18 protein-coding genes are annotated in these 19,862 nt (G+C 63.3%); 13 read left to right on the top strand and 5 right to left on the bottom strand.

The window, feature by feature from the left end:
• Positions 1 to 27 precede the first annotated feature (27 nt).
• The gene (locus ACUXH0_RS08875; RefSeq protein WP_004627116.1) at positions 28 to 231 is read left to right on the top strand and encodes a DUF465 domain-containing protein; all 204 of its coding nucleotides are present in this window, start codon (positions 28 to 30) and stop codon (positions 229 to 231) included.
• 84 nt (positions 232 to 315) lie between these two features.
• Positions 316 to 2,457, top strand: coding sequence for a DNA repair helicase YoaA (locus ACUXH0_RS08870; protein WP_024541697.1), 2,142 nt, complete (start codon positions 316 to 318; stop codon positions 2,455 to 2,457).
• A 66-nt stretch (positions 2,458 to 2,523) separates the two neighbouring features.
• Here the strand turns inward: ACUXH0_RS08870 and ACUXH0_RS08865 are convergent, their stop codons facing one another.
• Positions 2,524 to 3,381 (bottom strand): outer membrane protein assembly factor BamD, encoded by an 858-nt coding sequence (locus tag ACUXH0_RS08865; RefSeq protein WP_024541696.1) that lies wholly within the window; start codon positions 3,379 to 3,381, stop codon positions 2,524 to 2,526.
• A 15-nt stretch (positions 3,382 to 3,396) separates the two neighbouring features.
• Between ACUXH0_RS08865 and ACUXH0_RS08860 the strand changes: the two genes are divergently transcribed.
• Together ACUXH0_RS08860 and pgeF are read left to right on the top strand one after the other, a co-directional pair.
• Entirely contained in the window at positions 3,397 to 4,509 is a 1,113-nt protein-coding gene (locus tag ACUXH0_RS08860; protein WP_009240763.1) for an RluA family pseudouridine synthase, read from the top strand.
• Positions 4,493 to 5,302 carry a peptidoglycan editing factor PgeF gene (pgeF, locus tag ACUXH0_RS08855; RefSeq protein WP_012435886.1) on the top strand — a complete coding sequence of 270 codons (810 nt, stop codon included), beginning with the start codon at positions 4,493 to 4,495 and terminating at the stop codon, positions 5,300 to 5,302. Before ACUXH0_RS08860 ends, pgeF begins: the two co-directional genes overlap by 17 nt.
• Before the next feature lie 4 nt (positions 5,303 to 5,306).
• Here pgeF and ACUXH0_RS08850 read toward each other — a convergent pair whose 3' ends face one another.
• Positions 5,307 to 5,543: a hypothetical protein gene (locus ACUXH0_RS08850; RefSeq protein ID WP_012435885.1), complete on the bottom strand. Its 237-nt coding sequence runs from the start codon at positions 5,541 to 5,543 to the stop codon at positions 5,307 to 5,309.
• Positions 5,544 to 5,813: 270 nt separating this feature from the next.
• Here ACUXH0_RS08850 and phaC point away from each other — a divergent pair, with 270 nt between their 5' ends.
• The 9 genes from phaC to ACUXH0_RS08805 all read left to right on the top strand — a co-directional run bounded on the left by phaC (position 5,814) and on the right by ACUXH0_RS08805 (position 16,551).
• Positions 5,814 to 7,607, top strand: a complete 1,794-nt coding sequence (phaC, locus tag ACUXH0_RS08845; RefSeq protein ID WP_012435884.1) for a class I poly(R)-hydroxyalkanoic acid synthase — start codon at positions 5,814 to 5,816, stop codon at positions 7,605 to 7,607.
• An 89-nt stretch (positions 7,608 to 7,696) separates the two neighbouring features.
• A complete protein-coding gene (locus tag ACUXH0_RS08840; protein WP_004627100.1) occupies positions 7,697 to 8,878 on the top strand; it encodes an acetyl-CoA C-acetyltransferase in 1,182 nt (393 codons plus the stop codon).
• 122 nt (positions 8,879 to 9,000) lie between these two features.
• On the top strand, positions 9,001 to 9,741 hold the full coding sequence (locus ACUXH0_RS08835; RefSeq protein ID WP_004627097.1) for a 3-ketoacyl-ACP reductase: 741 nt from the start codon (positions 9,001 to 9,003) through the stop codon (positions 9,739 to 9,741).
• A 405-nt stretch (positions 9,742 to 10,146) separates the two neighbouring features.
• Positions 10,147 to 10,701, top strand: a complete 555-nt coding sequence (gene phaR, locus ACUXH0_RS08830) for a polyhydroxyalkanoate synthesis repressor PhaR (protein ID WP_004627096.1) — start codon at positions 10,147 to 10,149, stop codon at positions 10,699 to 10,701.
• A gap of 198 nt (positions 10,702 to 10,899) precedes the next feature.
• Positions 10,900 to 11,880 (top strand): tRNA dihydrouridine synthase, encoded by a 981-nt coding sequence (locus ACUXH0_RS08825; RefSeq protein WP_182593916.1) that lies wholly within the window; start codon positions 10,900 to 10,902, stop codon positions 11,878 to 11,880.
• 66 nt (positions 11,881 to 11,946) lie between these two features.
• A complete protein-coding gene (rimO, locus tag ACUXH0_RS08820) occupies positions 11,947 to 13,308 on the top strand; it encodes a 30S ribosomal protein S12 methylthiotransferase RimO (protein ID WP_004627092.1) in 1,362 nt (453 codons plus the stop codon).
• 87 nt (positions 13,309 to 13,395) lie between these two features.
• The gene (gene bktB, locus ACUXH0_RS08815; protein ID WP_012435881.1) at positions 13,396 to 14,580 is read left to right on the top strand and encodes a beta-ketothiolase BktB; all 1,185 of its coding nucleotides are present in this window, start codon (positions 13,396 to 13,398) and stop codon (positions 14,578 to 14,580) included.
• The gene (locus tag ACUXH0_RS08810) at positions 14,555 to 15,298 is read left to right on the top strand and encodes a hypothetical protein (protein ID WP_182593915.1); all 744 of its coding nucleotides are present in this window, start codon (positions 14,555 to 14,557) and stop codon (positions 15,296 to 15,298) included. The genes bktB and ACUXH0_RS08810 overlap by 26 nt, the downstream gene beginning before the upstream one ends.
• A gap of 41 nt (positions 15,299 to 15,339) precedes the next feature.
• Positions 15,340 to 16,551: a cystathionine beta-lyase gene (locus ACUXH0_RS08805; protein ID WP_182593914.1), complete on the top strand. Its 1,212-nt coding sequence runs from the start codon at positions 15,340 to 15,342 to the stop codon at positions 16,549 to 16,551.
• A 74-nt stretch (positions 16,552 to 16,625) separates the two neighbouring features.
• On the opposite strand, the gene ACUXH0_RS08800 is transcribed toward ACUXH0_RS08805, so the two are convergent.
• The 3 genes from ACUXH0_RS08800 to argE form a co-directional block, all read right to left on the bottom strand.
• Positions 16,626 to 17,687 (bottom strand): PDDEXK nuclease domain-containing protein, encoded by a 1,062-nt coding sequence (locus tag ACUXH0_RS08800; RefSeq protein WP_182593913.1) that lies wholly within the window; start codon positions 17,685 to 17,687, stop codon positions 16,626 to 16,628.
• 6 nt (positions 17,688 to 17,693) lie between these two features.
• Positions 17,694 to 18,551 carry a phosphoserine phosphatase SerB gene (gene serB / locus ACUXH0_RS08795; protein WP_024541694.1) on the bottom strand — a complete coding sequence of 286 codons (858 nt, stop codon included), beginning with the start codon at positions 18,549 to 18,551 and terminating at the stop codon, positions 17,694 to 17,696.
• Between the two features lie 112 nt (positions 18,552 to 18,663).
• Entirely contained in the window at positions 18,664 to 19,857 is a 1,194-nt protein-coding gene (argE, locus tag ACUXH0_RS08790; RefSeq protein WP_182593912.1) for an acetylornithine deacetylase, read from the bottom strand.
• Positions 19,858 to 19,862 lie beyond the last annotated feature (5 nt).

Genomic DNA, 19,862 nt, shown 5'->3' with positions numbered 1-19,862 from the left:
CCAAGGCCGGGTTTCCGGAGGAGAGCGATGGACAGCGATCTGAATACGATCTCGCGTCGCATCATTGAATTGCAGATCGAGCACCGCGATCTGGATTTCCTGATCGACCGGCTGGCGACGACTGCCAATCACGACGAGTTGCAGTTGCGCCGTCTCAAGAAGCGCCGCCTGAAACTCAAGGACACCATCACCCTGCTACAGTTGCAGCTTGAGCCGGACGTGCCGGCCTAGCGCCCGCCCGAACTTGGTTCGATTTTCATCCCGAGAGGCCGCAATCACGTGCGGCCTCCGTCATTTGACCCCACGGATTCCGCGTTGACTTCGCTTTCCCCGCTGGCCGAGCCGTCGGCTGACTCCGACGCCGATGCCGGCGACGCTTCGGCTCCCGCTGCCTCTGTACCCGCCGATGCCCATCATGCCGAACTGTCGACGCTGTTCGCCGACGACGGTACGCTCGCCAAGGGTATCGAGGGGTACCGGCCCCGCAGTGCGCAGCTGACGATGGCGCAGGCCGTGGCCAACGCCATCGAAGCCGCCGATTCGATCATCGTCGAGGCCGGGACCGGCACGGGCAAAACGTACGCCTACCTTGTTCCCGCGATGCTTTGGGGCGGCAAGGTGATCGTCTCCACCGGGACGAAGAACCTGCAGGACCAGCTTTTCCTGCGCGACATCCCGACGGTGCGCAAGGCGCTCAATGCACCGGTGTCGGTGGCGTTGCTCAAGGGGCGCGCCAACTATGTCTGCCATTACCACGTGGAGCGCGCGTCGCAGAACGGACGTCTCTTTTCGCGCCAGGACGCCGCGTGGCTGCGCCAGATCAACCTGTTCCTGAAGACGACGAAAACGGGCGACAAAGCCGAACTTGCCAGCGTGCCCGAGAACGCACCGGTGTGGAATCTCGTCACCTCCACGCGCGACAATTGCCTGGGTTCGGACTGCGCGTATTACAAAGACTGCTTCGTCATGCGCGCCCGCAAGGAGGCGCAGCAGGCCGACGTGGTGGTGGTGAACCATCACCTGTTCTTTGCAGACGTGATGTTGAAGGACACCGGCATGGCGGAGTTGCTGCCCGCCGCCAACACGATCATCTTCGACGAAGCGCACCAGCTGCCAGAAACCGCCACGTTGTTCTTTGGCGAGACCATCTCCACGAACCAGATTCTCGAACTCGCACGCGACAGCGTGGCCGAAGGCCTTTCGCACGCACGCGATGCGGTGGATTGGGTCGCGATTGCCGCGCCGCTGGAGCGTGCCGCGCGTGATCTGCGCCTGGTCTTCCGCCAGGATGGCTCCCGCCTGTCGATCAAGCAGATCGACAATGATGCAGCCCTCGCCAAGCCGTTCTACGAGGTACTGCCGAAGCTGGAGCAGGCGCTCTCCGACTTTACCGGCGCGCTGGAGGCCCAGGCGGAACGCGCGGAGACCATCGAGCAATGCCATCGCCGCGCCGTGGCGCTGTGCGAGAAGCTTGAGGCGTGGGTCGATCCCAAGCCTCCAAAGGCGCCAAAGAAGGAAGGTGACGACGAGGGCAAGGAGGGCGGAAGCGCGGCGGCTGTCGACGAACGTGTGCGCTGGGTCGAGGTATTCGCCAACTCCGTGCAATTGCATCTGACGCCATTGTCGATCGCGCCGATTTTTTCCCGCCAGCGTGCCGGCCAGCCGCGCGCGTGGGTCTTCACCTCGGCTACGCTGTCGGTGCGCGGGAACTTCACGCACTATGCCGCGCAGTTGGGCCTGGATCGTGATCGATCAATGACGCTCGACAGCCCGTTCGACTATGCATCGCAAGGCTTGCTCTATGTGCCGCGCGATCTGCCGCAGCCGAGCGATCCGCGCTTTACCGATGCGGTGCTCGACGCTACCTTGCCGCTCATTGAAGCAGCGGGTGGCAAGACGTTCTTGCTATGCACGACGCTGCGCGCCGTCAACCGTGCGGCCGAACGATTGACGGATGAATTCGCGCAACGCGGTTGGGATTTCCCGCTGCTCGTGCAAGGTCAGGCCAGCCGGACGGAACTGCTGGACCGTTTCCGCACGCTCGGCAACGCCGTGCTGGTCGGTAGCCAGAGTTTCTGGGAGGGTGTGGACGTACGCGGCGAGGCGCTCTCGCTGGTCGTGATCGACAAATTGCCGTTTGCCCCGCCCGATGATCCGGTGCTGAGTGCCCGCATGGAGGCGCTGGAGAAAAAGGGGCTGAGCCCGTTTGCCGTCCACCAGTTGCCGCACGCGGTCATCACGCTCAAGCAGGGGGCGGGGCGGTTGATTCGCTCGGAGACCGATCGCGGCGTGCTGATGATCTGCGACCCGCGGCTGGTTGAGAAAAACTACGGTCGCCAGATCTGGCAAAGCCTGCCACCCTTCAAGCGTACGCGCGAGGCCGAGACGGCTGCCGAATTCCTTCGTTCCCTGCGGGCGGATTCGGATGAGCAGCCCACGGGCGGCTCTGAAGACTGACCCGCACGCACAAACAAAAAGCCCGGCCAATCGACCGGGCTTTTTGCTGTGCTGTGCGAACCTTGCTCACCACCATTGGTACCAGGGCTTGTCTTTCTTGCGCTGGCCGTAGGCGAGGAAATCACTCTTCGGGTAGTTCTGCTTGATGATGCGTTCGGTGTCGTCGCGCATGTCTTTCATGCCCAGTGCTTCGTACGACTTCATCATGATGTACAGCGCTTCTTCCACAGCCGGGGCGCGGTCGTAATCCTTGATGGCGTCCTGCGCGCGGTTGACGGCGGCCAGGTAGGCTCCGCGGCGGTAGTAGTAGCGTGCGGCGCCCACTTCATGCTCGGCCATCGCGTTCACGATGTACTGCATGCGCTGGGTGGCGTCCGGCGTGTACTTGCTGTTCGGGAAACGCGTGATCAGCGTCTTGAACGCATCGTACGCGGCGCGTGCGGCCTTCGGGTCGCGCTCGCTCAAGTCCTGGTTCGAGAAGCGGCCGAGCCAGCCCAGGTTGTCGTTGAAGTTGATCAGGCCTTTGAGGTAATAGGCGTAATCGACGCTGGGGTGATTGGGGTGCAACTGGATGAAGCGGTCCACGGCGGCCAGTGCGGCAGCCGTCTCGCCATCCTTGTAGTTGGCGTAGGCGGTCTCGATCTGGGCCTGTTGGGCGTATTGGCCGAACGGATAGCGGCTTTCGAGCTTTTCGTAGTACTTGACCGCCTTGGCGTAGTCGCCGCCGTCGAGCGAGTCCTTCGCTTCGGAATATAATTTGTTGGCTGACCAGCCAGCCGTTTCGTCTTGCTGTTCCGGCAGGATGCCGCAGGCCGAGATAGCCAGGCATGCAACGCCTGCCATCAACACTGCTCCGATTTGCGCGCGGATTCGATTGCCAATTCGACTAACAATACGCGCCTGCTTTACGCTCGTGACCGACATGGGCACCTTTTCTGAATGAAAAATCGCATCAAGCATTATAGCCCAAGCCCTGTGTCAGACGACGCACTGGCTGACGTTTCCCTCACTGCGCCGGAGACGGAAGACGCCCTCGATGATGAGGCGCTCGATTTGCCTGCCGCCGGTGCGGGCCAGGCAGCCGAGCCGATCATCATAGAGATTCCGGAAACCATGCACGGCGAACGCCTGGACAAGGCGCTTGCCAAGCTGCTGCCCGACTATTCGCGCAGCCGCCTCCAGCAATGGATTGATGCCGGCGCGGTGCGCCTGCGTGGTGAGGTGGTGCGCCCGCGTGCGGCGATCTCCGGCGGTGACCGCATCGAAGTCGTCCCGCAACGCGCGGCCGACGAAAACGCCTTCGTCGCCGAGCCCATCGACCTGGATGTGGTGTACGAAGACGACACGCTGCTCGTCATCAACAAGCCTGCCGGGCTGGTGGTGCATCCCGCCGCGGGCAACTGGAGCGGCACCGTACTCAACGGCCTGCTGCACCGCTATCCCGACGCCGTAGAGTTGCCGCGTGCCGGCATCGTTCACCGCCTCGATAAAGACACTTCCGGCCTGATGGTGGTCGCCCGTACGCTGCCTGCGCAGACCGACCTCGTGCGCCAATTGCAGGCACGTACCGTCAAGCGGACTTATCTCGCGCTGGTGTGGGGCGAAACGCCGGAAGAAGCCACGATCGATGCTCCGATCGGCCGCGATCCGCGTGACCGCACGCGCATGGCCATCATCGAGACAGCCAGCGGCAAGCCGGCGCGCACGCATTTCAAGACGCTTGACGTGGTGGACCTCGGGCGCGCACAGGTGTCGCTGGTGCGTTGCCAGCTCGAGACCGGCCGTACACACCAGATTCGTGTGCACTTTGAATCGGAGGGGCATCCGTTGCTTGGCGATCCGGTCTACACGCGCAACTTCCGACGTGGCCAGCCGCAGACGATCAAGGCGCAGTTGCCGGTGCCTTTTACGCGGCAGGCGCTGCATGCAGTGCGCCTGGGGCTCGTGCACCCAGCATCGGGCAAATCGGTGCACTGGGAAGCCGGCGTGCCCGACGATTTTGCCGATCTGCTGGAAGCTCTCGACCTGGACCCCGATGCCGATGTCAACTGACTGGATCGTCCCCGACTGGCCTGCGCATCCTCGCGTCAAGGCGCTGGCCACGACGCGCCTGGGTGGCGTCAGTACAGGACCTTACGGTTTGGCCGGCGGTTTGCCGGGTGGCCTGAACCTCGGCCAGCACGTCGGTGACGCGCCCGAAGCCGTTGATCAGAATCGCCGCATCTTGCGTGCAGCGCTACCCGCCGATCCAACATGGATGGAACAGGTGCACGGCACCGATGTGGCTGATCTTGATCAACTCGTTGGTACGTCAGCGCCTGTGGTCGCCGATGCGGCGGTGGCGTCCTGGCGGGATCGCGTCTGCGTAGTCATGACGGCCGATTGCCTGCCTGTCTTGCTGAGCGACGCCCGCGGCGTCACTGTGGGCGCCGCGCATGCGGGCTGGCGTGGTCTCTGTGGCGGCGTGATCGAGCGCACGCTCGACGCCATGATGCAGCGGCTGCGTGCCAGCGGGCAGGAGGCCGATCCCACGTGGCTGGCATGGCTGGGGCCCGCCATCGGACCATCATGCTTTGAAGTGGGTGAGGAAGTGCGTCAAGCCTTTATCGACGCCGTCAGGCCCGGCGAACTGCCTGCCACGGAAGCGGCGTTCCGGGAGGGCGTATCGGCTGGCAAGGTCTTTGCCGACCTGTATGCGCTGGCCCGGCTGCGGCTGGCGCGGGTTGGTTGTACCGACGTGTACGGCGGCGGCCTGTGCACGATGATGGACGTCGAGCGCTTCTATTCATACCGACGGGAGCGCATCACAGGCCGTATGGCCACGCTGATCTGGCGCGCCGAGTAAGCGTTCAGGCGGCGCCGTCGCCTGTGTCGCTGCTCAATGTGGCGGTGGTGTCCGCCTCGTCCTGCGCAGCTTCCTGGGCTTTCCGGCGCCGCCTGCGCGCCGGCGTGCTGACAATCCACAGGAAGAGCGATAGCGGCGCCACGCCGTAGAAGACAAATGTGCCGATGCCGGCAATCCAAGATTGCTCAGTCAAGGACATCATCAGCACGACATAGAGCCACGCGATGGCGACGATATACATGGGAAGAAGCGGTGCCCGGCGTTGGCGCAATGGGGCAGTCTCGCACGAAACTGCGCAAATTGGATCATAGCCCTGGCGCCGCGCTTAGCCATTTGGTGGCCGCCGTTTTCGTTGAATGCCGCAAGACCCGCGCTGGGCCGGCGTTTCTGTTCGATCGTCAGGTAACTACGATTGACAGCCTTGAAACGGCAAGGCAACAATGCCTCGCAATACTACGAGTTGCGCCGCCGTTCCAACCGGAGCGGCGCATATCGTCGGATCGAGGGCACTATGGCATCGCGTCAATCGACATCATCCAAAGCATCTAGCGCCCACACTCAAGCTCCCTGGCCGGGCTTGTCGGACCCTACGCAGTGGGCAGAGCAGTTCAAGCAATGGCAAGCCTTTGCGGGCGCCTTCGCGCAACCCGGTGCGGCGGCGCCTGGTCTTGGCCAGTTCAACGGCGCAGCGATGGGTGAGGGTGCGGCTCCGTTCGCACTGATTCCGCACGAGCGGCTGGCCGAAATCCAGCAGAAGTATCTTGAAGAATGGCTTCAGATCTGGCGCCACATGAGCACCGGCGAAAGCGCCGAAGCCGTGGCGCCGTCGGATCGCCGTTTCTCGAACGATGCGTGGCGCAAGAGCCCGCTCTACGGCTACGCGGCTGCGTTCTACGTGCTCAACGCCCGCACGTTGATGGAAATGGCCGATGCAGTCCAGGCGGACGTCAAGACCCGCGAGCGCGTGCGCTTTGCCGTTTCGCAATGGACAGCGGCCATGTCGCCGTCCAACTTCCTTGCGACCAACCCGGAAGCGCAGAAACAACTGATTGAGTCGCGTGGCGAATCCCTGCGCACCGGCATCCTGAACATGCTGCAGGACATGGAGCGCGGCAAGATCTCGCAGACAGACGAAACTGCGTTCGAGATCGGCCGCAACGTCGCCAACAGCGAAGGCGCGGTCGTTTTCGAGAACGACTACTTCCAGCTCATCCAGTACAAGCCGCTGACAGCCAAGGTGCATGCGCGCCCGCTGCTGCTGGTGCCGCCCTGCATCAACAAGTACTACATCCTCGATCTGCAGCCGGCCAATTCGCTCGTCCGCTATGCGGTGGAGCAGGGCAATACCGTATTCCTGGTGTCGTGGCGCAATCCGGACGCGAGCATGGCCTCCCGCACGTGGGACGACTACATCGAAGGTGGTGCGATCGAGGCCATTCGCGTTGCACGCGAGATCTCCGCGCAGGACCAGATCAACGTGCTGGGCTTTTGTGTAGGCGGTACGATCCTCTCGACAGCCCTGGCCGTGCTCGCGGAGCGCGGCGAGCACCCGGCCGCGAGCCTGACGCTGCTGACCACGCTGCTCGACTTTACGGACACCGGCATTCTCGACGTGTTTGTCGACCAGGCCCAGGTGGAAATGCGTGAAAAGACCATCGGCAGCAATGCGCCGACCGGCCCGGGCCTGCTGCGTGGCGTGGAGCTGGCAAACACGTTCTCGTTCCTGCGCCCGAACGATCTCGTCTGGAACTACGTTGTCGAGAACTATCTGAAGGGCAAGACGCCCGCGCCGTTCGACCTGTTGTACTGGAATGGCGATTCCACCAATCTGCCGGGCCCGTGGTACTGCTGGTACCTGCGCCATACGTATCTGCAGAACGACCTCAAGACGCCGGGCAAGCTGAAGGTGAACGGCACGCCAGTGGATCTCGGCAAGATCGAGGCGCCGGTCTACATCTACGGCTCGCGTGAAGACCACATCGTTCCGTGGAAGTCGGCCTATGGCTCGGTGCCGCTGCTCAAGGGCAAGCGGCGTTTCGTCCTGGGCGCTTCGGGACATATCGCAGGCGTCATCAACCCGCCTGCGGCCAACAAGCGTTCGCACTGGATCAATGCCAAGCTGCCCGAGTCCGCCGATGCGTGGTTCGAGGGTGCCAAGGAGCATCCCGGCAGCTGGTGGCCGGATTGGTCAACTTGGCTCGCATCCCACGCCGGTGCGCAGAAAGCTGCGCCCAAGGGCTACGGCAATGCGGACTACCCGGCCATCGAGCCGGCGCCCGGCCGCTACGTCAAACAGAAAGCGTAAGATCGCGCGCATGAACCCCCGTTGCCGTCGCGGCTTCGGCCGCTGACGGTATCCAACGACCCTCTCTTTCGACAGTGGAAGGTAAGCAAATGACCGATGTTGTGATCGTATCGGCGGTACGCACCGCCGTGGGCAAGTTTGGTGGCTCGCTGGCGAAGATCGCTGCGCCTGAGCTTGGCGCGGCCGTTATCCGTGAAGCGCTGGCGCGCGCCAAGGTGGCGCCGGACCAGGTGAGCGAAGTCATCATGGGCCAGGTGCTGACGGCAGGCTCGGGTCAGAACCCGGCGCGCCAGGCCGTCATCAAGGCTGGGCTGCCGAACATGGTGCCTGGCCTGACCATCAACAAGGTGTGCGGCTCGGGCCTGAAGGCCGTGATGCTGGCCGCCAACGCCATCATCGCGGGCGATGCCGAGATCGTCGTGGCTGGCGGCCAGGAAAACATGTCCGCCGCGCCGCACGTCCTGCCAGGCTCGCGCGACGGTTTCCGCATGGGCGACGCCAAGCTGATCGATTCGATGATTGTGGATGGGCTATGGGACGTCTACAACCAGTACCACATGGGCATCACGGCCGAGAACGTCGCCAAGGAATACGGCATCACGCGTGAAGCGCAGGACGAGTTTGCCGTGGCTTCGCAGAACAAGGCGGAAGCTGCGCAGAAGTCGGGCCGCTTCAATGACGAAATCGTTCCGATCCTGATCCCGCAGCGCAAGGGCGATCCGATTGCCTTCTCGCAGGACGAGTTCGTTCGCCATGGTGCCACGCTCGAGTCGATGGCTGGCCTGAAGCCCGCCTTCGACAAGGCAGGTACGGTGACGGCGGCCAACGCCTCGGGCCTGAACGATGGCGCCGCCGCAGTCGTGGTGATGTCGGCCGCCAAGGCCAAGGAACTGGGCCTGACGCCACTGGCCACCATCCGTGCTTACGCGAGCGCCGGCCTGGACCCGAAGGTCATGGGCATGGGGCCGGTGCCGGCATCCAAACGCTGCCTGTCGCGCGCCGGCTGGTCGGTGGGCGACCTGGACCTGATGGAGATCAACGAGGCGTTCGCCGCTCAGGCGCTGGCCGTGCATCAGCAGATGGGCTGGGACACGTCCAAGATCAACGTCAACGGCGGTGCGATTGCGATCGGTCACCCGATCGGCGCGTCGGGCTGCCGCATCCTGGTCACGCTGCTGCACGAAATGCAGAAGCGCGATGCGAAGAAGGGCCTGGCTTCGCTGTGTATCGGCGGTGGCATGGGCGTGGCGCTGGCCGTTGAGCGCCCGTAAGTTTTTTGCAGTGGGATTGGCGTGAATCGGAACGAATGCCTGACGCGCCAATCCGAGACACCTGAGCATTTGCCGCCCGGCAAGAGGCCGGGCGATTCTAACAACAAGGACTAGGAGTGGACATGACCAAACGCATCGCATACGTCACCGGCGGCATGGGCGGTATCGGAACGGCGATTTGCCAGCGCTTGGCGCGCGACGGCTTCACTGTTGTCGCAGGCTGCGGCCCGAACTCGCCGCGTAAGGCGAAATGGCTCGAACAACAAAAGGCGCTCGGTTTCGATTTCGTGCCGTCCGAAGGGAACGTCGGTGACTGGGAGTCGACCAAGGCCGCGTTCGACAAGGTCAAGGCCGAAGTGGGCGAGGTGGATGTCCTGATCAACAACGCCGGCATTACGCGCGACGTGGTGTTCCGCAAGATGACCCGCGCCGACTGGGATGCGGTGATCGATACCAACCTGACGTCGCTGTTCAACGTGACGAAGCAGGTCATCGACGGCATGGCGGATCGCGGCTGGGGTCGAATCATCAACATCTCGTCGGTGAACGGCCAGAAGGGGCAGTTTGGCCAGACCAACTACTCGACCGCCAAGGCTGGCTTGCATGGTTTCACCATGGCGCTGGCGCAGGAAGTCGCTACCAAGGGCGTGACGGTCAACACCGTGTCGCCGGGCTATATCGCCACCGACATGGTGAAAGCGATTCGTCAGGATGTGCTCGACAAGATTATTGGCACGATCCCGGTCAAGCGGTTGGGCGAGCCGACCGAGATTGCCTCGATCTGCGCATGGCTTGCATCGGAAGAGTCCGGCTTCTCCACCGGTGCGGACTTCTCCCTCAACGGCGGCCTGCACATGGGCTGACGCTCCCACGCCTGTGCTGCGGCGATGCTGCAGCACAGGCGCAGCAATTTTTCCCCTGATTTGCCTGCATGCTGCGATGCTTGAGTGCATTGCAGCAGGCCTTTTGCGTCCTCTCTGTACAACTGTCCGAGTGCGTGAGCCGCATCAAAATGCTGCGGGTTTTTACCGGGGGAGGTCGCCTTTTCTTTGCAGAGCGATCCGCATAGAATCCAATCACGGAGGCGCTCCGCAGGGAGACACGGGGCGTCCGATCATAAACGGATGCATCTGCGCTGCTCTTGAATGCAGCATTCGCGCGCAGATCGGAACAGCCGGGCAACCGCGTATTTTGCTGCATCGCTCGGTGCAGTCATTTCGCAGTGCATCGGCTGCACCGCAGCAGCATCGCCAACACGGAAAGGCACGATGGCCACCAGCAAGAAGGGCACCGAACGGCTGATCAAGAAATATCCCAACCGCCGGCTCTACGATACCCAGACCAGCACCTACATCACGCTGGCAGACGTCAAGCAGCTCGTCATGGAAACCGAAGAGTTTCGCGTCGTCGATGCGAAATCCGGTGAAGACCTGACCCGCAGCATCCTGCTGCAGATCATTCTGGAAGAGGAAACCGGCGGCGTGCCGATGTTCTCCGGCGCGATGCTCGCGCAGATCATCCGTTTCTATGGAAACGCCATGCAGGGCATGATGGGCACGTACCTGGAAAAGAACATCCAGGCATTTGTCGACATCCAGAGCAAGCTGGCCGAGAACTCGAAGGACCTCTACAGCGGCAACACGTTCAACCCTGACATGTGGTCGCAGTTCATGAACATGCAGGGCCCGATGATGCAAGGCATGATGAGCAACTACATCGAGCAGAGCAAAAACCTGTTCGTGCAGATGCAGGAGCAGATGCAGAGCCAGGCCAAGAACATGTTCGGGACCTTCCCGTTCAACCAGCCGCCCGAGAAAAAGTAAGTTCGGCGGCCTGGAAAAACGAGGCGAATCGCATGGCGGTTCGCCTTTTTTGTTGGGCGCACGCCGGAGAGGGCAGCAAGGTAAAATACCGGGCCTTCAGGTGAGGTGTACGCCTCTCCGTCGATCACGATTCCCTCCCCGGTCTCCCATGTTTGATGTCCGCCCCCGGCGTGTGCGCCGGCTGTCTTCCGTTTTCGCATGAGCTGCCTTTTGCTTGCCCCGATGGAAGGGGTCGCGGATTACGTCATGCGTGACGTGCTGACGCAAGCCGGCGGCTACGACGGATGCGTCTCGGAGTTTGTCCGGGTGACGGGCTCGTTGCTCCCCGCGCGGACTTATGAGCGTGAGACGCCCGAGATCCGCAACGGCGGCTATACCGCCAGCGGCACGCCGATGACCATCCAACTCCTCGGTAGCGATCCGGAATGGCTGGCCCGCAATGCGGCATACGCGGCAACCCTCACGCCACATGGCATCGACCTCAACTTTGGCTGCCCCGCCAAGGTCGTGAACCGGCATGGCGGCGGCGCCATGCTGCTTGCCACGCCGGAAGTGCTGCACGACATCGTGCGCGCCGTGCGGGCCGCGGTGCCGGCCAACATTTCGGTGACGGCGAAGATGCGGCTTGGCGTTTCCGATACTTCCCGTGCGATTGACTGTGCGACGGCCCTGGCGGAAGGCGGTGCGGAATCGCTCGTCGTGCATGCCCGCACGCGCGATCACGGCTACCGTCCGCCCGCCCACTGGGACTGGATTGCACGCATCGCCGATGCCGTGAGCATCCCCGTGACCGCCAACGGCGAAGTCTGGACCGTGGCTGACTGGGAGCGCTGCCGCGCCGTCAGTGGCTGCAGTGACGTGATGATCGGACGTGGCGCCGTGTCCGACCCATTCCTGGCCCAGCGCATTCGCGGGCAGATGGACCAGGCGCCGTCCGCGGCGGAATGGCCGATCGTGCTGGGCTATCTCGCCGACTACTTGAAAAAGCTCCATGCGCGCATCTCTGCCAAGCACGAGCATGGCCGCGTCAAACTGTGGCTGAGCTATCTGAAGCGGACGTGGCCCCAGGCCGCCGAGCTGCACGACGCCATTCGCAGGTTGCAGGACGCGCTGGAAATCGAGCGCGTGATTGAGCAGATGCAGCTTCGGCTTGGCCGCCCAGGCGCGGCGAACGGTTAAAATACGCAACCGCGCGGCACACCCCACGTGCGCAGCGCAAAGCCTCTCCCACATCAGGTTGTTCCCATGTCCGACGTCAGTACCCAGAGCCCCAAGGTGGGGTTCGTCAGTCTCGGTTGTCCCAAGGCCTTGGTCGATTCCGAGCAGATCATCACCCAACTGCGCGCGGAGGGGTATGAGATTTCCGGCACGTACGGCGGGGCGGACCTGGTGGTCGTCAACACCTGCGGCTTCATCGACGAGGCTGTGCAGGAAAGCCTGGATGCGATTGGCGAGGCGCTGGCCGAGAACGGCAAGGTGATCGTGACCGGCTGCCTGGGTGCCAAGAAGGACGCTTCGGGCCAGGACATCATCACCAGCGTGCACCCGAAGGTGCTGGCTGTGACGGGCCCCCATGCGCTGGGCGAGGTGATGGAAGCGGTGCACACGCACCTGCCCAAGCCGCACGACCCGTTCATTGACCTGGTGCCGCCGCAGGGCATCAAGCTCACGCCGAAGCACTACGCGTATCTGAAGATTTCCGAGGGCTGCAACCACCGGTGCAGCTTCTGCATCATCCCGTCGATGCGCGGCGATCTTGTTTCGCGCCCGGTGGCCGAAGTGATGCTGGAGGCGGAAAACCTGCTGAAGGCCGGCGTGAAGGAACTGCTCGTCATCTCGCAGGACACCAGCGCTTATGGCGTCGATGTCAAATTCCGCATGGGCTTCTGGAACGGCCGCCCGCTGAAGACGCGCATGACCGAGCTGGTGGGCGCGCTCGGCGAATTGGCGTCGCAGTACGGCGCCTGGGTGCGCCTGCACTACGTCTACCCCTATCCGAGCGTGGATGAGGTGATGCCCCTGATGGCTGAGGGCAAGGTCCTTCCCTATCTGGACGTGCCGCTGCAGCACGCCCACCCGGACGTGCTCAAGCGCATGAAGCGCCCCGCCAACGCCGAGAAGACGCTGGACCGCATCCGCGCCTGGCGCGAGGTGTGCCCGGAGCTGACCATCCGCAGCACGTTCATCGCGGGTTTCCCGGGTGAAACGGAGGAAGAGTTCCAAACGCTGCTCGACTTCATTGCCGAGGCCGAACTGGACCGCGTGGGCTGCTTCGCGTATTCGCCGGTCGAGGGCGCGACCGCGAACGACCTGCCGGGCGCATTGCCCGATGAGGTGCGCGAGGAGCGCCGCGCGCGCTTCATGGAAGTCGCCGAGCGCGTGTCTGCGCGCCGTCTGCAGCGCAAGGTTGGCAAGTCGCTGCGCGTGCTTGTGGACGAAGTGAATCAGGACGGCGGCATCGGCCGTTCATCGGCGGATGCCCCGGAGATTGACGGCCTCGTCTATATCGCGCCGCCGTCGAAGCCGTACAAGCGCTATAAGGCGGGCGATTTCGTGTCGGTCAAGATTACCGGCGCGGATGGCCACGACCTGTGGGGCGAGGTCTGACCCACTTAGGTAGTCGTACCTAAATTTTGCGAACGGTCGTGCGTTTATACTGGCCGCCATTCAATTTCGATGGCACAGGAGACAGCAATGGCACGTGAAGTGGTGGTGGTCAGCGGCGTTCGTACCGCAATCGGGACGTTTGGCGGCAGCTTGAAGGATGTGGCGCCGTGCGAACTGGGCGCGCTCGTCGTGCGCGAGGCGCTGGCCCGCGCCGGCGTGAAGGGCGAGGACGTCGGCCACGTGGTGTTTGGCCACGTGATCAACACCGAGCCGCGCGACATGTATCTCTCGCGTGTGGCCGCAGTCAACGGCGGGGTGTCTGCCGAAACGCCCGCATTCAACGTCAACCGCCTGTGCGGCTCTGGCCTCCAGGCCGTGGTGAGCGCAGCGCAAACCGTGCTGCTGGGCGATGCCGATATCGCCATTGCCGGTGGCGCGGAAAGCATGAGCCGCGCGCCGTACCTGGCGCCTGCCGCCCGTTGGGGTTCGCGCATGGGCGACGCCAAGATGGTCGACATGATGCTCGGCGCGCTGCACGACCCGTTCCACACGATCCACATGGGTGTGACGGCGGAAAACGTCGCCCGCGAATTCGGCATCAGCCGCGAGCAGCAAGATCAGACCGCGCTGGAGTCCCACCAGCGTGCATCGCGTGCCATCCAGGCCGGCTACTTCAAGGACCAGATCGTTCCGGTGACGATCAAGTCGCGCAAGGGCGATATCCAGTTCGATACCGATGAGCACGTCCGCCACGACGCGACCATCGACGACATGACCAAGCTCAAGCCGGTCTTCACGAAAGAAAACGGTACGGTGACGGCGGGCAACGCTTCGGGCCTCAACGATGCAGGCGCGGCGCTGGTGCTGATGGAGCGTTCGGTGGCCGAAAAGCGCGGCCTCAAGCCACTGGCCCGGCTGGTGTCATACGGCCATGCGGGCGTGGATCCGAAGATCATGGGTATCGGCCCGGTGCCGGCCACGCGCAAGGCGCTGGAGCGGGCAGGCCTGTCGGTCAAGGATCTGGATGTGATCGAAGCCAACGAGGCATTTGCCGCCCAGGCTTGTGCGGTGACGAAGGAACTCGGCCTGGACCCGGCCAAGGTCAACCCAAACGGTTCGGGCATTTCGCTCGGCCACCCGATCGGCGCAACGGGTGCGCTTATCACGGTCAAGGCGTTGCACGAGCTGCAGCGCATCGGTGGTCGCTACGCGCTGGTGACCATGTGTATTGGTGGAGGACAGGGCATTGCGGCGGTGTTCGAGCGCATCTGAACGCATTTTCTCGATTGAACGCCTGATTCGGCCAACCGGCGCGTTGCTTGCGCTGGTGCTGGCCGCAGGCGTGGCGCCGGTGTCTGCCCAGACGCCGGCCGCCAACAACGGCTACGAGGTGTCGACCGGCAGCACCAACGTGCAGCCAGGTGACCTGGGCCTGAACCGCGCCGTTGCCGATGGCGACAAGCGTCGCGCTCAGGCCAGGAGGGGCGACAACGGCTTCTCCGCACAGACCGCGTCGCCGCGTGTGTTGCAACCGCAGCCCGACTACGCGAAATACCCTGTCTACACAGGCGCAATTGGCGACATGCCGATCCGCATGCGTCTTGGCCGCAAGGCCGGTGAGATCGACAGTGTCCACGGCGAATACGTCGCGGGCAACGCGGCGGGCGTTCGCTTGGTGGCCGGCGAATACGAAAACGGCGGCTTCCTCATGGAGGAGTCCGATGACGGTACGCACGTCACAGGCACCTGGGAAGGCGCTATCGACGGCCACGGCATTGTGCGCGGCACGTGGACGGACGTCGCCCACGACGGTCATACGCTGCCGTTTGTGCTGCGGCCCGTCGCCGTGGTCGTGATTCCGCCGTACGATGCCGCAGCAAACAGCAATGCGGCCTCGCCAGCCACGCCAATGACGCCGCTGGTCCCAGCGGGGCCTGGTCAGATTGCACCACCGGCCGGCAGTCCAACACGATCAAGCGCGCACTGGTAAGCGGCCGCAAAACGCTCATACGCCATCAAACAGGAAACCACGTGAACGACGACACCAAGCTCCCGCCCATGTTTCCCGCGACCCAGGCTGTGCATCCGGAATTGCATATCCCACCGGGCTTCACGGCGTTCTCGCATGCCACGTATCGTGCGTCGACGGTGGTGTTCAAGAATCTCGCAGACATGCGTGCCTTCGGTAGCGGTAGTGTGGTGCACTGGCGCTACGGCCTGCATGCCACGCCGACATCCGACACGCTGTGCCAGGCGCTGGCGCAGATCGAGGGCGGCTCACACACGCTGCTGCTCCCATCAGGGCTGGCGGCGATTTCGCTGGTGTACTTCACGCTCGTCAAATCCGGCGACGACGTGTTGATTCCGGACAACGCCTACGGTCCGAACCGCGACCATGGCGAGTGGATGGCACGCCAGTTCGGCATCACCGTGCGCTATTACGATCCGATGATCGGCGCCGGCATTGCCGACCTGATCCGTCACAACACCAAACTCGTGTGGCTCGAAGCGCCGGGTTCGGTGACGATGGAGGTGCCCGATTGCACGGCCATCGCCGAGGTGGCGCGCAAGGCCGGCGCCATGACGGCAATCGACAACACCTGGAGCGGTGGCGTGTATTACCAGCCGTTCGAGCACGGCATCGACATCTCTGTGCAGGCGCTGACCAAGTACCAATCGGGTGGCAGCGACGTGCTCATGGGCGCCGCCATCACCAACGACGAAGCGCTGCACTATAAGCTGCTTGCCACACGCATGCGCATGGGTTGGGGCGTTTCGGCGGACGATTGCTATTTCGTGTTGCGTGGCCTGCCGAGCCTGCCAACGCGCCTGGCTGCACACGATGCACACGCCCGCGAAGTGGCCGAATGGCTGGCGGATCGGCCCGAAGTCGTGCGCGTTCTGCACCCGGCACTGCCTGATTGTCCGGGCCACGAAAACTGGAAGCGCGACTTTACCGGCGCGAGCGGCTTGTTCTCGATCGTGCTGCACGAGCGCTATTCGCAGGCGCAGATCGACGCCTTTATCGAAGGGTTGCGCTACTTCGCGATCGGTTTTTCGTGGGGCGGGGCCCACAGCCTGGCGTTGCCGTACAACATTCCGTCGATGCGCACGGCGACCGCCTGGCCGCCGGCCGATTGGGAAAACGCGGGCGGTTTCGTGCGTCTGTATATCGGGCTGGAAGATCCGCGTGATTTGATTGCGGATTTGAAGCAGGCGATGGAGGCGCACCTGCGGGCTTGACCTTTCAAGCTTCAGGCGGCGGTGATGGCGGGGCGTGCGAGTTGATCGTGGCGCCCCGTTTTCAATCGTCGTGGCTACAGCGTTTCAAGCAGGCGCGCAATGGTTTCAGGCGAAGGCAACTGGCCCTGTAACTCCTTGGGCAGACTCTTGGTGATGGCGTAAGTCGCTACGCCAATCGGCTTCCTTGCGTCGCGAAGTGCGTATTCGACGATGGTGCGCTTCTTTTCTTTGCACAGGATGATGCCGATGGACGGGTTCTCGTCGTTCTGGCGAACCTGCTCGTCCAGAGCGGCCAGGTAGAACTGCATCTTCCCGACAAACTCGGGTTCGAATTTGCCGATTTTCAGTTCGATGGCCACCAGCGAGCGCAAGCGGCGGTGGAATAGAAGCAGATCGATGAAATACTCGTCGCCATCCACTTCAAGCCGGTATTGGCTACCCAGGAAGGCAAACATGCCGCCCATTGCGCGCAGAAAATCTTCGATGCGGGTGATCAGCGCGCGCTCCAACTCGCGTTCGCTGTGCTGGTTGCCGAGTTCGAGAAAATCGAAGGCGTATTCGTCTCTGACCGCCAGCTTGGCTTGCGCGCGCAGGGCCGGCGTCAGCGCCTTGTCGAAATTGGTCTGGCCCAGGAGTGACTTTTCGTAGCTCTGGTTGTCGATCTGGTGTGCCAGAACGCTTTTCGACCAACCGAATTTGCGCGTCATGCGCAGGTAGAACTCGCGCTCTTGAGCGTCTTTGCAACGCTCAAGAATGAGCAGGTTATGGCTCCACCCGATTTCTCGCACCAGTGGTGCGAGTTTTGTTGCGTCGCGGTAGGTCTCAAAGAAACCCTTCATCCGCCAGAGGTTGGATGCCGAAAAACCGCCCGTGCCAGGAAAGCTCGCCTGCAGGTCTGTGGCGAGTTGCTGCACGACCGCTTTGCCCCAACCCTCGGTTTGCTGCCGCGCCACGATCAGTTGGCCGATGTCCCAATACAGTCCCACCAGCTCTTTGTTGACCGCCCGTAGGGCCGCATATTGCGCAGCCTGGATGCGCGCCCTGATCTCGGTGAGCAAGGCGGCGTAATCCTGCGCATCTACCGTTTCTCGCACCACCGGTGCGAGTTTTCTGCGGGCAGGCGGGCGGGTCGCCATCGCGGCTTATTGCTGCGGAAACAGATTCAACAAGCCATCCAGGCCGACAACGTTGAACGCCACGTCGGCCTGTGCCTGCACGATGGGCTTGGCGCGGAACGCGACCGACAGGCCCGCCACGCCCATCATCTTCAGATCGTTCGAGCCGTCGCCCATGGCAATGGCGTTGTGCGGCGACACGCCCAGATCCTGGCAGAACGCCTTGAGCGTCTGCGCCTTCACATCCGCATTGACGATCTCGCCGAGCACGCGGCCGGTCAGCTTGCCATCGACGATCTCCAGCGTGTTGGCGCGCGTACGGTCGAGGCCCAGGCGCTCCTGCAGGCGTGAGGTAAAAAATTCGAAGCCGCCCGACACCAGTAGCGTGCGAATGCCCAGCGCCTGCACGGCCTTGAGCATCTTTTCGGCGCCCAGGGAGAGCTGCAGGCGCTCGGCGTAGACGCGCTCCAGCACGCTTGCATCCAGGCCCTTGAGCAGTTCGACGCGGCGCGTCAGGCTCTCGTTGAAATCCTTGATCTCGCCCCGCATCGACGCTTCGGTGATGGCCGCCACTTGCGGCTTGAGTCCGCAGAAATCCGCAATTTCGTCGATGCACTCGATGGTGATGAGCGTGGAATCCATGTCCATCGCCAGCACGCGGAAATCGCCGAACGTCCATTCGTCGGGAATCCACGCGTAGTCCATCTTCAGGTTGGCGCAGATGGCATCAAGCTGGACGCGTAATTCGCTGGGCAGTTCGTGCACCCATTCGATGGCCGCGACGTTGGGCGCGCGCATCTCATAGGTGGCGCTGCCGAACAGGCTTCGGACGGATTCAATGTCACCGGTGGACAGCGGCGACGGGCTTTGCAGAATGACGGGCATGGGGTGAAAGGAGCGGGGAGCGGGCGGTTCGGCGCCGGGGAAGCCCGCTATTGTAGCGAACGCCCCGGGCGGCATGCGCCCCACCAAAAGGTGAGGCGTTGCTGTGTAAGCGTTAGGCGGACGCGGTCTCGACCATCAGGCTGCGCGCCACCTTGGCGAGGAAGCGGTCGCAGGCGTCGAGCTGGGCCAGTTCGACGTATTCGTTGGCCTTGTGCGCCTGTTCGATGTTGCCCGGACCGCACAGCACGGCTGGAATGCCGGCACGCTGGAAGAGGCCGGCTTCCGTGCCGTAGGCGACCTTGCGCTTGTCGTTGTCTTCGGTCAGCACACGCACAAGCTGCGTGATGGCGGCTTGCTCGGAGGCGTCCAGCGACGGCGCGGCGGCAATCTCGTCGAGTTCGATGTGGGCGTCAGGATGCTCCCGCTGCATGGCGGGCTCGATGGTCTCGCGCACGTAGCGCTCGACGCGTGCGCGGATGGCCGGCGCATCCACGCCCGGCAGGTTGCGGAATTCAAACACCAGCTCGCACAACGCCGGGATCGTGTTGAGTGCGATACCGCCGTTGATGAGACCGGTCGACGCCGTGGTGAAGGGCACATCAAACGCGTCGTCGAATGGGCCCTTGGCGCGGAATTCATCGGCCAGGTCACGCACGAAGCAGATGATGCGCGCGGCGTATTCGATGGCGTTCACGCCCTGCGGCGTGAGCGACGAATGCGCGGCGCGGCCGTGCACACGGCAGCGGTACGCGTTGATGCCTTTGTGGGCGACGATGGGGCGCATGGAGGTGGGTTCGCCGACGATGCAGCCGGCAGGCTTGATGCCGCGGGCGATCAGGTCTTCAATCATGCGCGGCGCGCCCACGCAGCCGACTTCCTCGTCGTATGACAGCGCAAAGTGCACAGGCTCGCGCAGTCTGGCCTGGAGCAGCGACGGCACCAGCGCCAGCGAGGACGCGATGAAGCCCTTCATGTCGCACGTGCCGCGTCCGTAGAGCTTGCCGTCGCGCACTTCCGGCGCAAACGGGTTGCTGTCCCATTTCTGGCCATCCACCGGCACGACATCGGTATGGCCCGACAGTACGATGCCGCCTTGCACGCTGCCGTCCGCTGCCGGAATGGTGGCGAACAGGTTGGCCTTGTTGCCATCGTCGTTATGCGACAGATGCGACTCGAGGCCGACGCCGCGCAGGTAGTCGCACACGGTCTCGATCAGCGCCAGGTTGGAGCCGCGGCTCGTGGTGTCGAAGCTGACGAGCTTGGTTGTCCAGTCGAGGGTGGAGAACGGGGTGAGGGCGGTGCTCATGATGG

Source organism: Ralstonia sp. 110700041-2 (assembly GCF_056280165.1).
Note: the sequence above shows the minus strand (reverse complement) of the source record. Positions and strands in the feature narration are given on the sequence as shown.

What these genes read in the sequence shown, in the direction of transcription:
- ACUXH0_RS08875 (WP_004627116.1), top strand. Translation starts at nt 28, where the DNA reads ATGGACAGCGATCTGAATACGATCTCGCGTCGCATCATTGAATTGCAG.
- ACUXH0_RS08865 (WP_024541696.1), bottom strand. Translation starts at nt 3,381, where the DNA reads ATGTCGGTCACGAGCGTAAAGCAGGCGCGTATTGTTAGTCGAATTGGC.
- ACUXH0_RS08860 (WP_009240763.1), top strand. Translation starts at nt 3,397, where the DNA reads ATGAAAAATCGCATCAAGCATTATAGCCCAAGCCCTGTGTCAGACGAC.
- pgeF (WP_012435886.1), top strand. Translation starts at nt 4,493, where the DNA reads ATGCCGATGTCAACTGACTGGATCGTCCCCGACTGGCCTGCGCATCCT.
- ACUXH0_RS08850 (WP_012435885.1), bottom strand. Translation starts at nt 5,543, where the DNA reads ATGTATATCGTCGCCATCGCGTGGCTCTATGTCGTGCTGATGATGTCC.
- phaC (WP_012435884.1), top strand. Translation starts at nt 5,814, where the DNA reads ATGGCATCGCGTCAATCGACATCATCCAAAGCATCTAGCGCCCACACT.
- ACUXH0_RS08840 (WP_004627100.1), top strand. Translation starts at nt 7,697, where the DNA reads ATGACCGATGTTGTGATCGTATCGGCGGTACGCACCGCCGTGGGCAAG.
- ACUXH0_RS08835 (WP_004627097.1), top strand. Translation starts at nt 9,001, where the DNA reads ATGACCAAACGCATCGCATACGTCACCGGCGGCATGGGCGGTATCGGA.
- phaR (WP_004627096.1), top strand. Translation starts at nt 10,147, where the DNA reads ATGGCCACCAGCAAGAAGGGCACCGAACGGCTGATCAAGAAATATCCC.
- ACUXH0_RS08825 (WP_182593916.1), top strand. Translation starts at nt 10,900, where the DNA reads ATGAGCTGCCTTTTGCTTGCCCCGATGGAAGGGGTCGCGGATTACGTC.
- rimO (WP_004627092.1), top strand. Translation starts at nt 11,947, where the DNA reads ATGTCCGACGTCAGTACCCAGAGCCCCAAGGTGGGGTTCGTCAGTCTC.
- bktB (WP_012435881.1), top strand. Translation starts at nt 13,396, where the DNA reads ATGGCACGTGAAGTGGTGGTGGTCAGCGGCGTTCGTACCGCAATCGGG.
- ACUXH0_RS08800 (WP_182593913.1), bottom strand. Translation starts at nt 17,687, where the DNA reads ATGGCGACCCGCCCGCCTGCCCGCAGAAAACTCGCACCGGTGGTGCGA.
- serB (WP_024541694.1), bottom strand. Translation starts at nt 18,551, where the DNA reads ATGCCCGTCATTCTGCAAAGCCCGTCGCCGCTGTCCACCGGTGACATT.
- argE (WP_182593912.1), bottom strand. Translation starts at nt 19,857, where the DNA reads ATGAGCACCGCCCTCACCCCGTTCTCCACCCTCGACTGGACAACCAAG.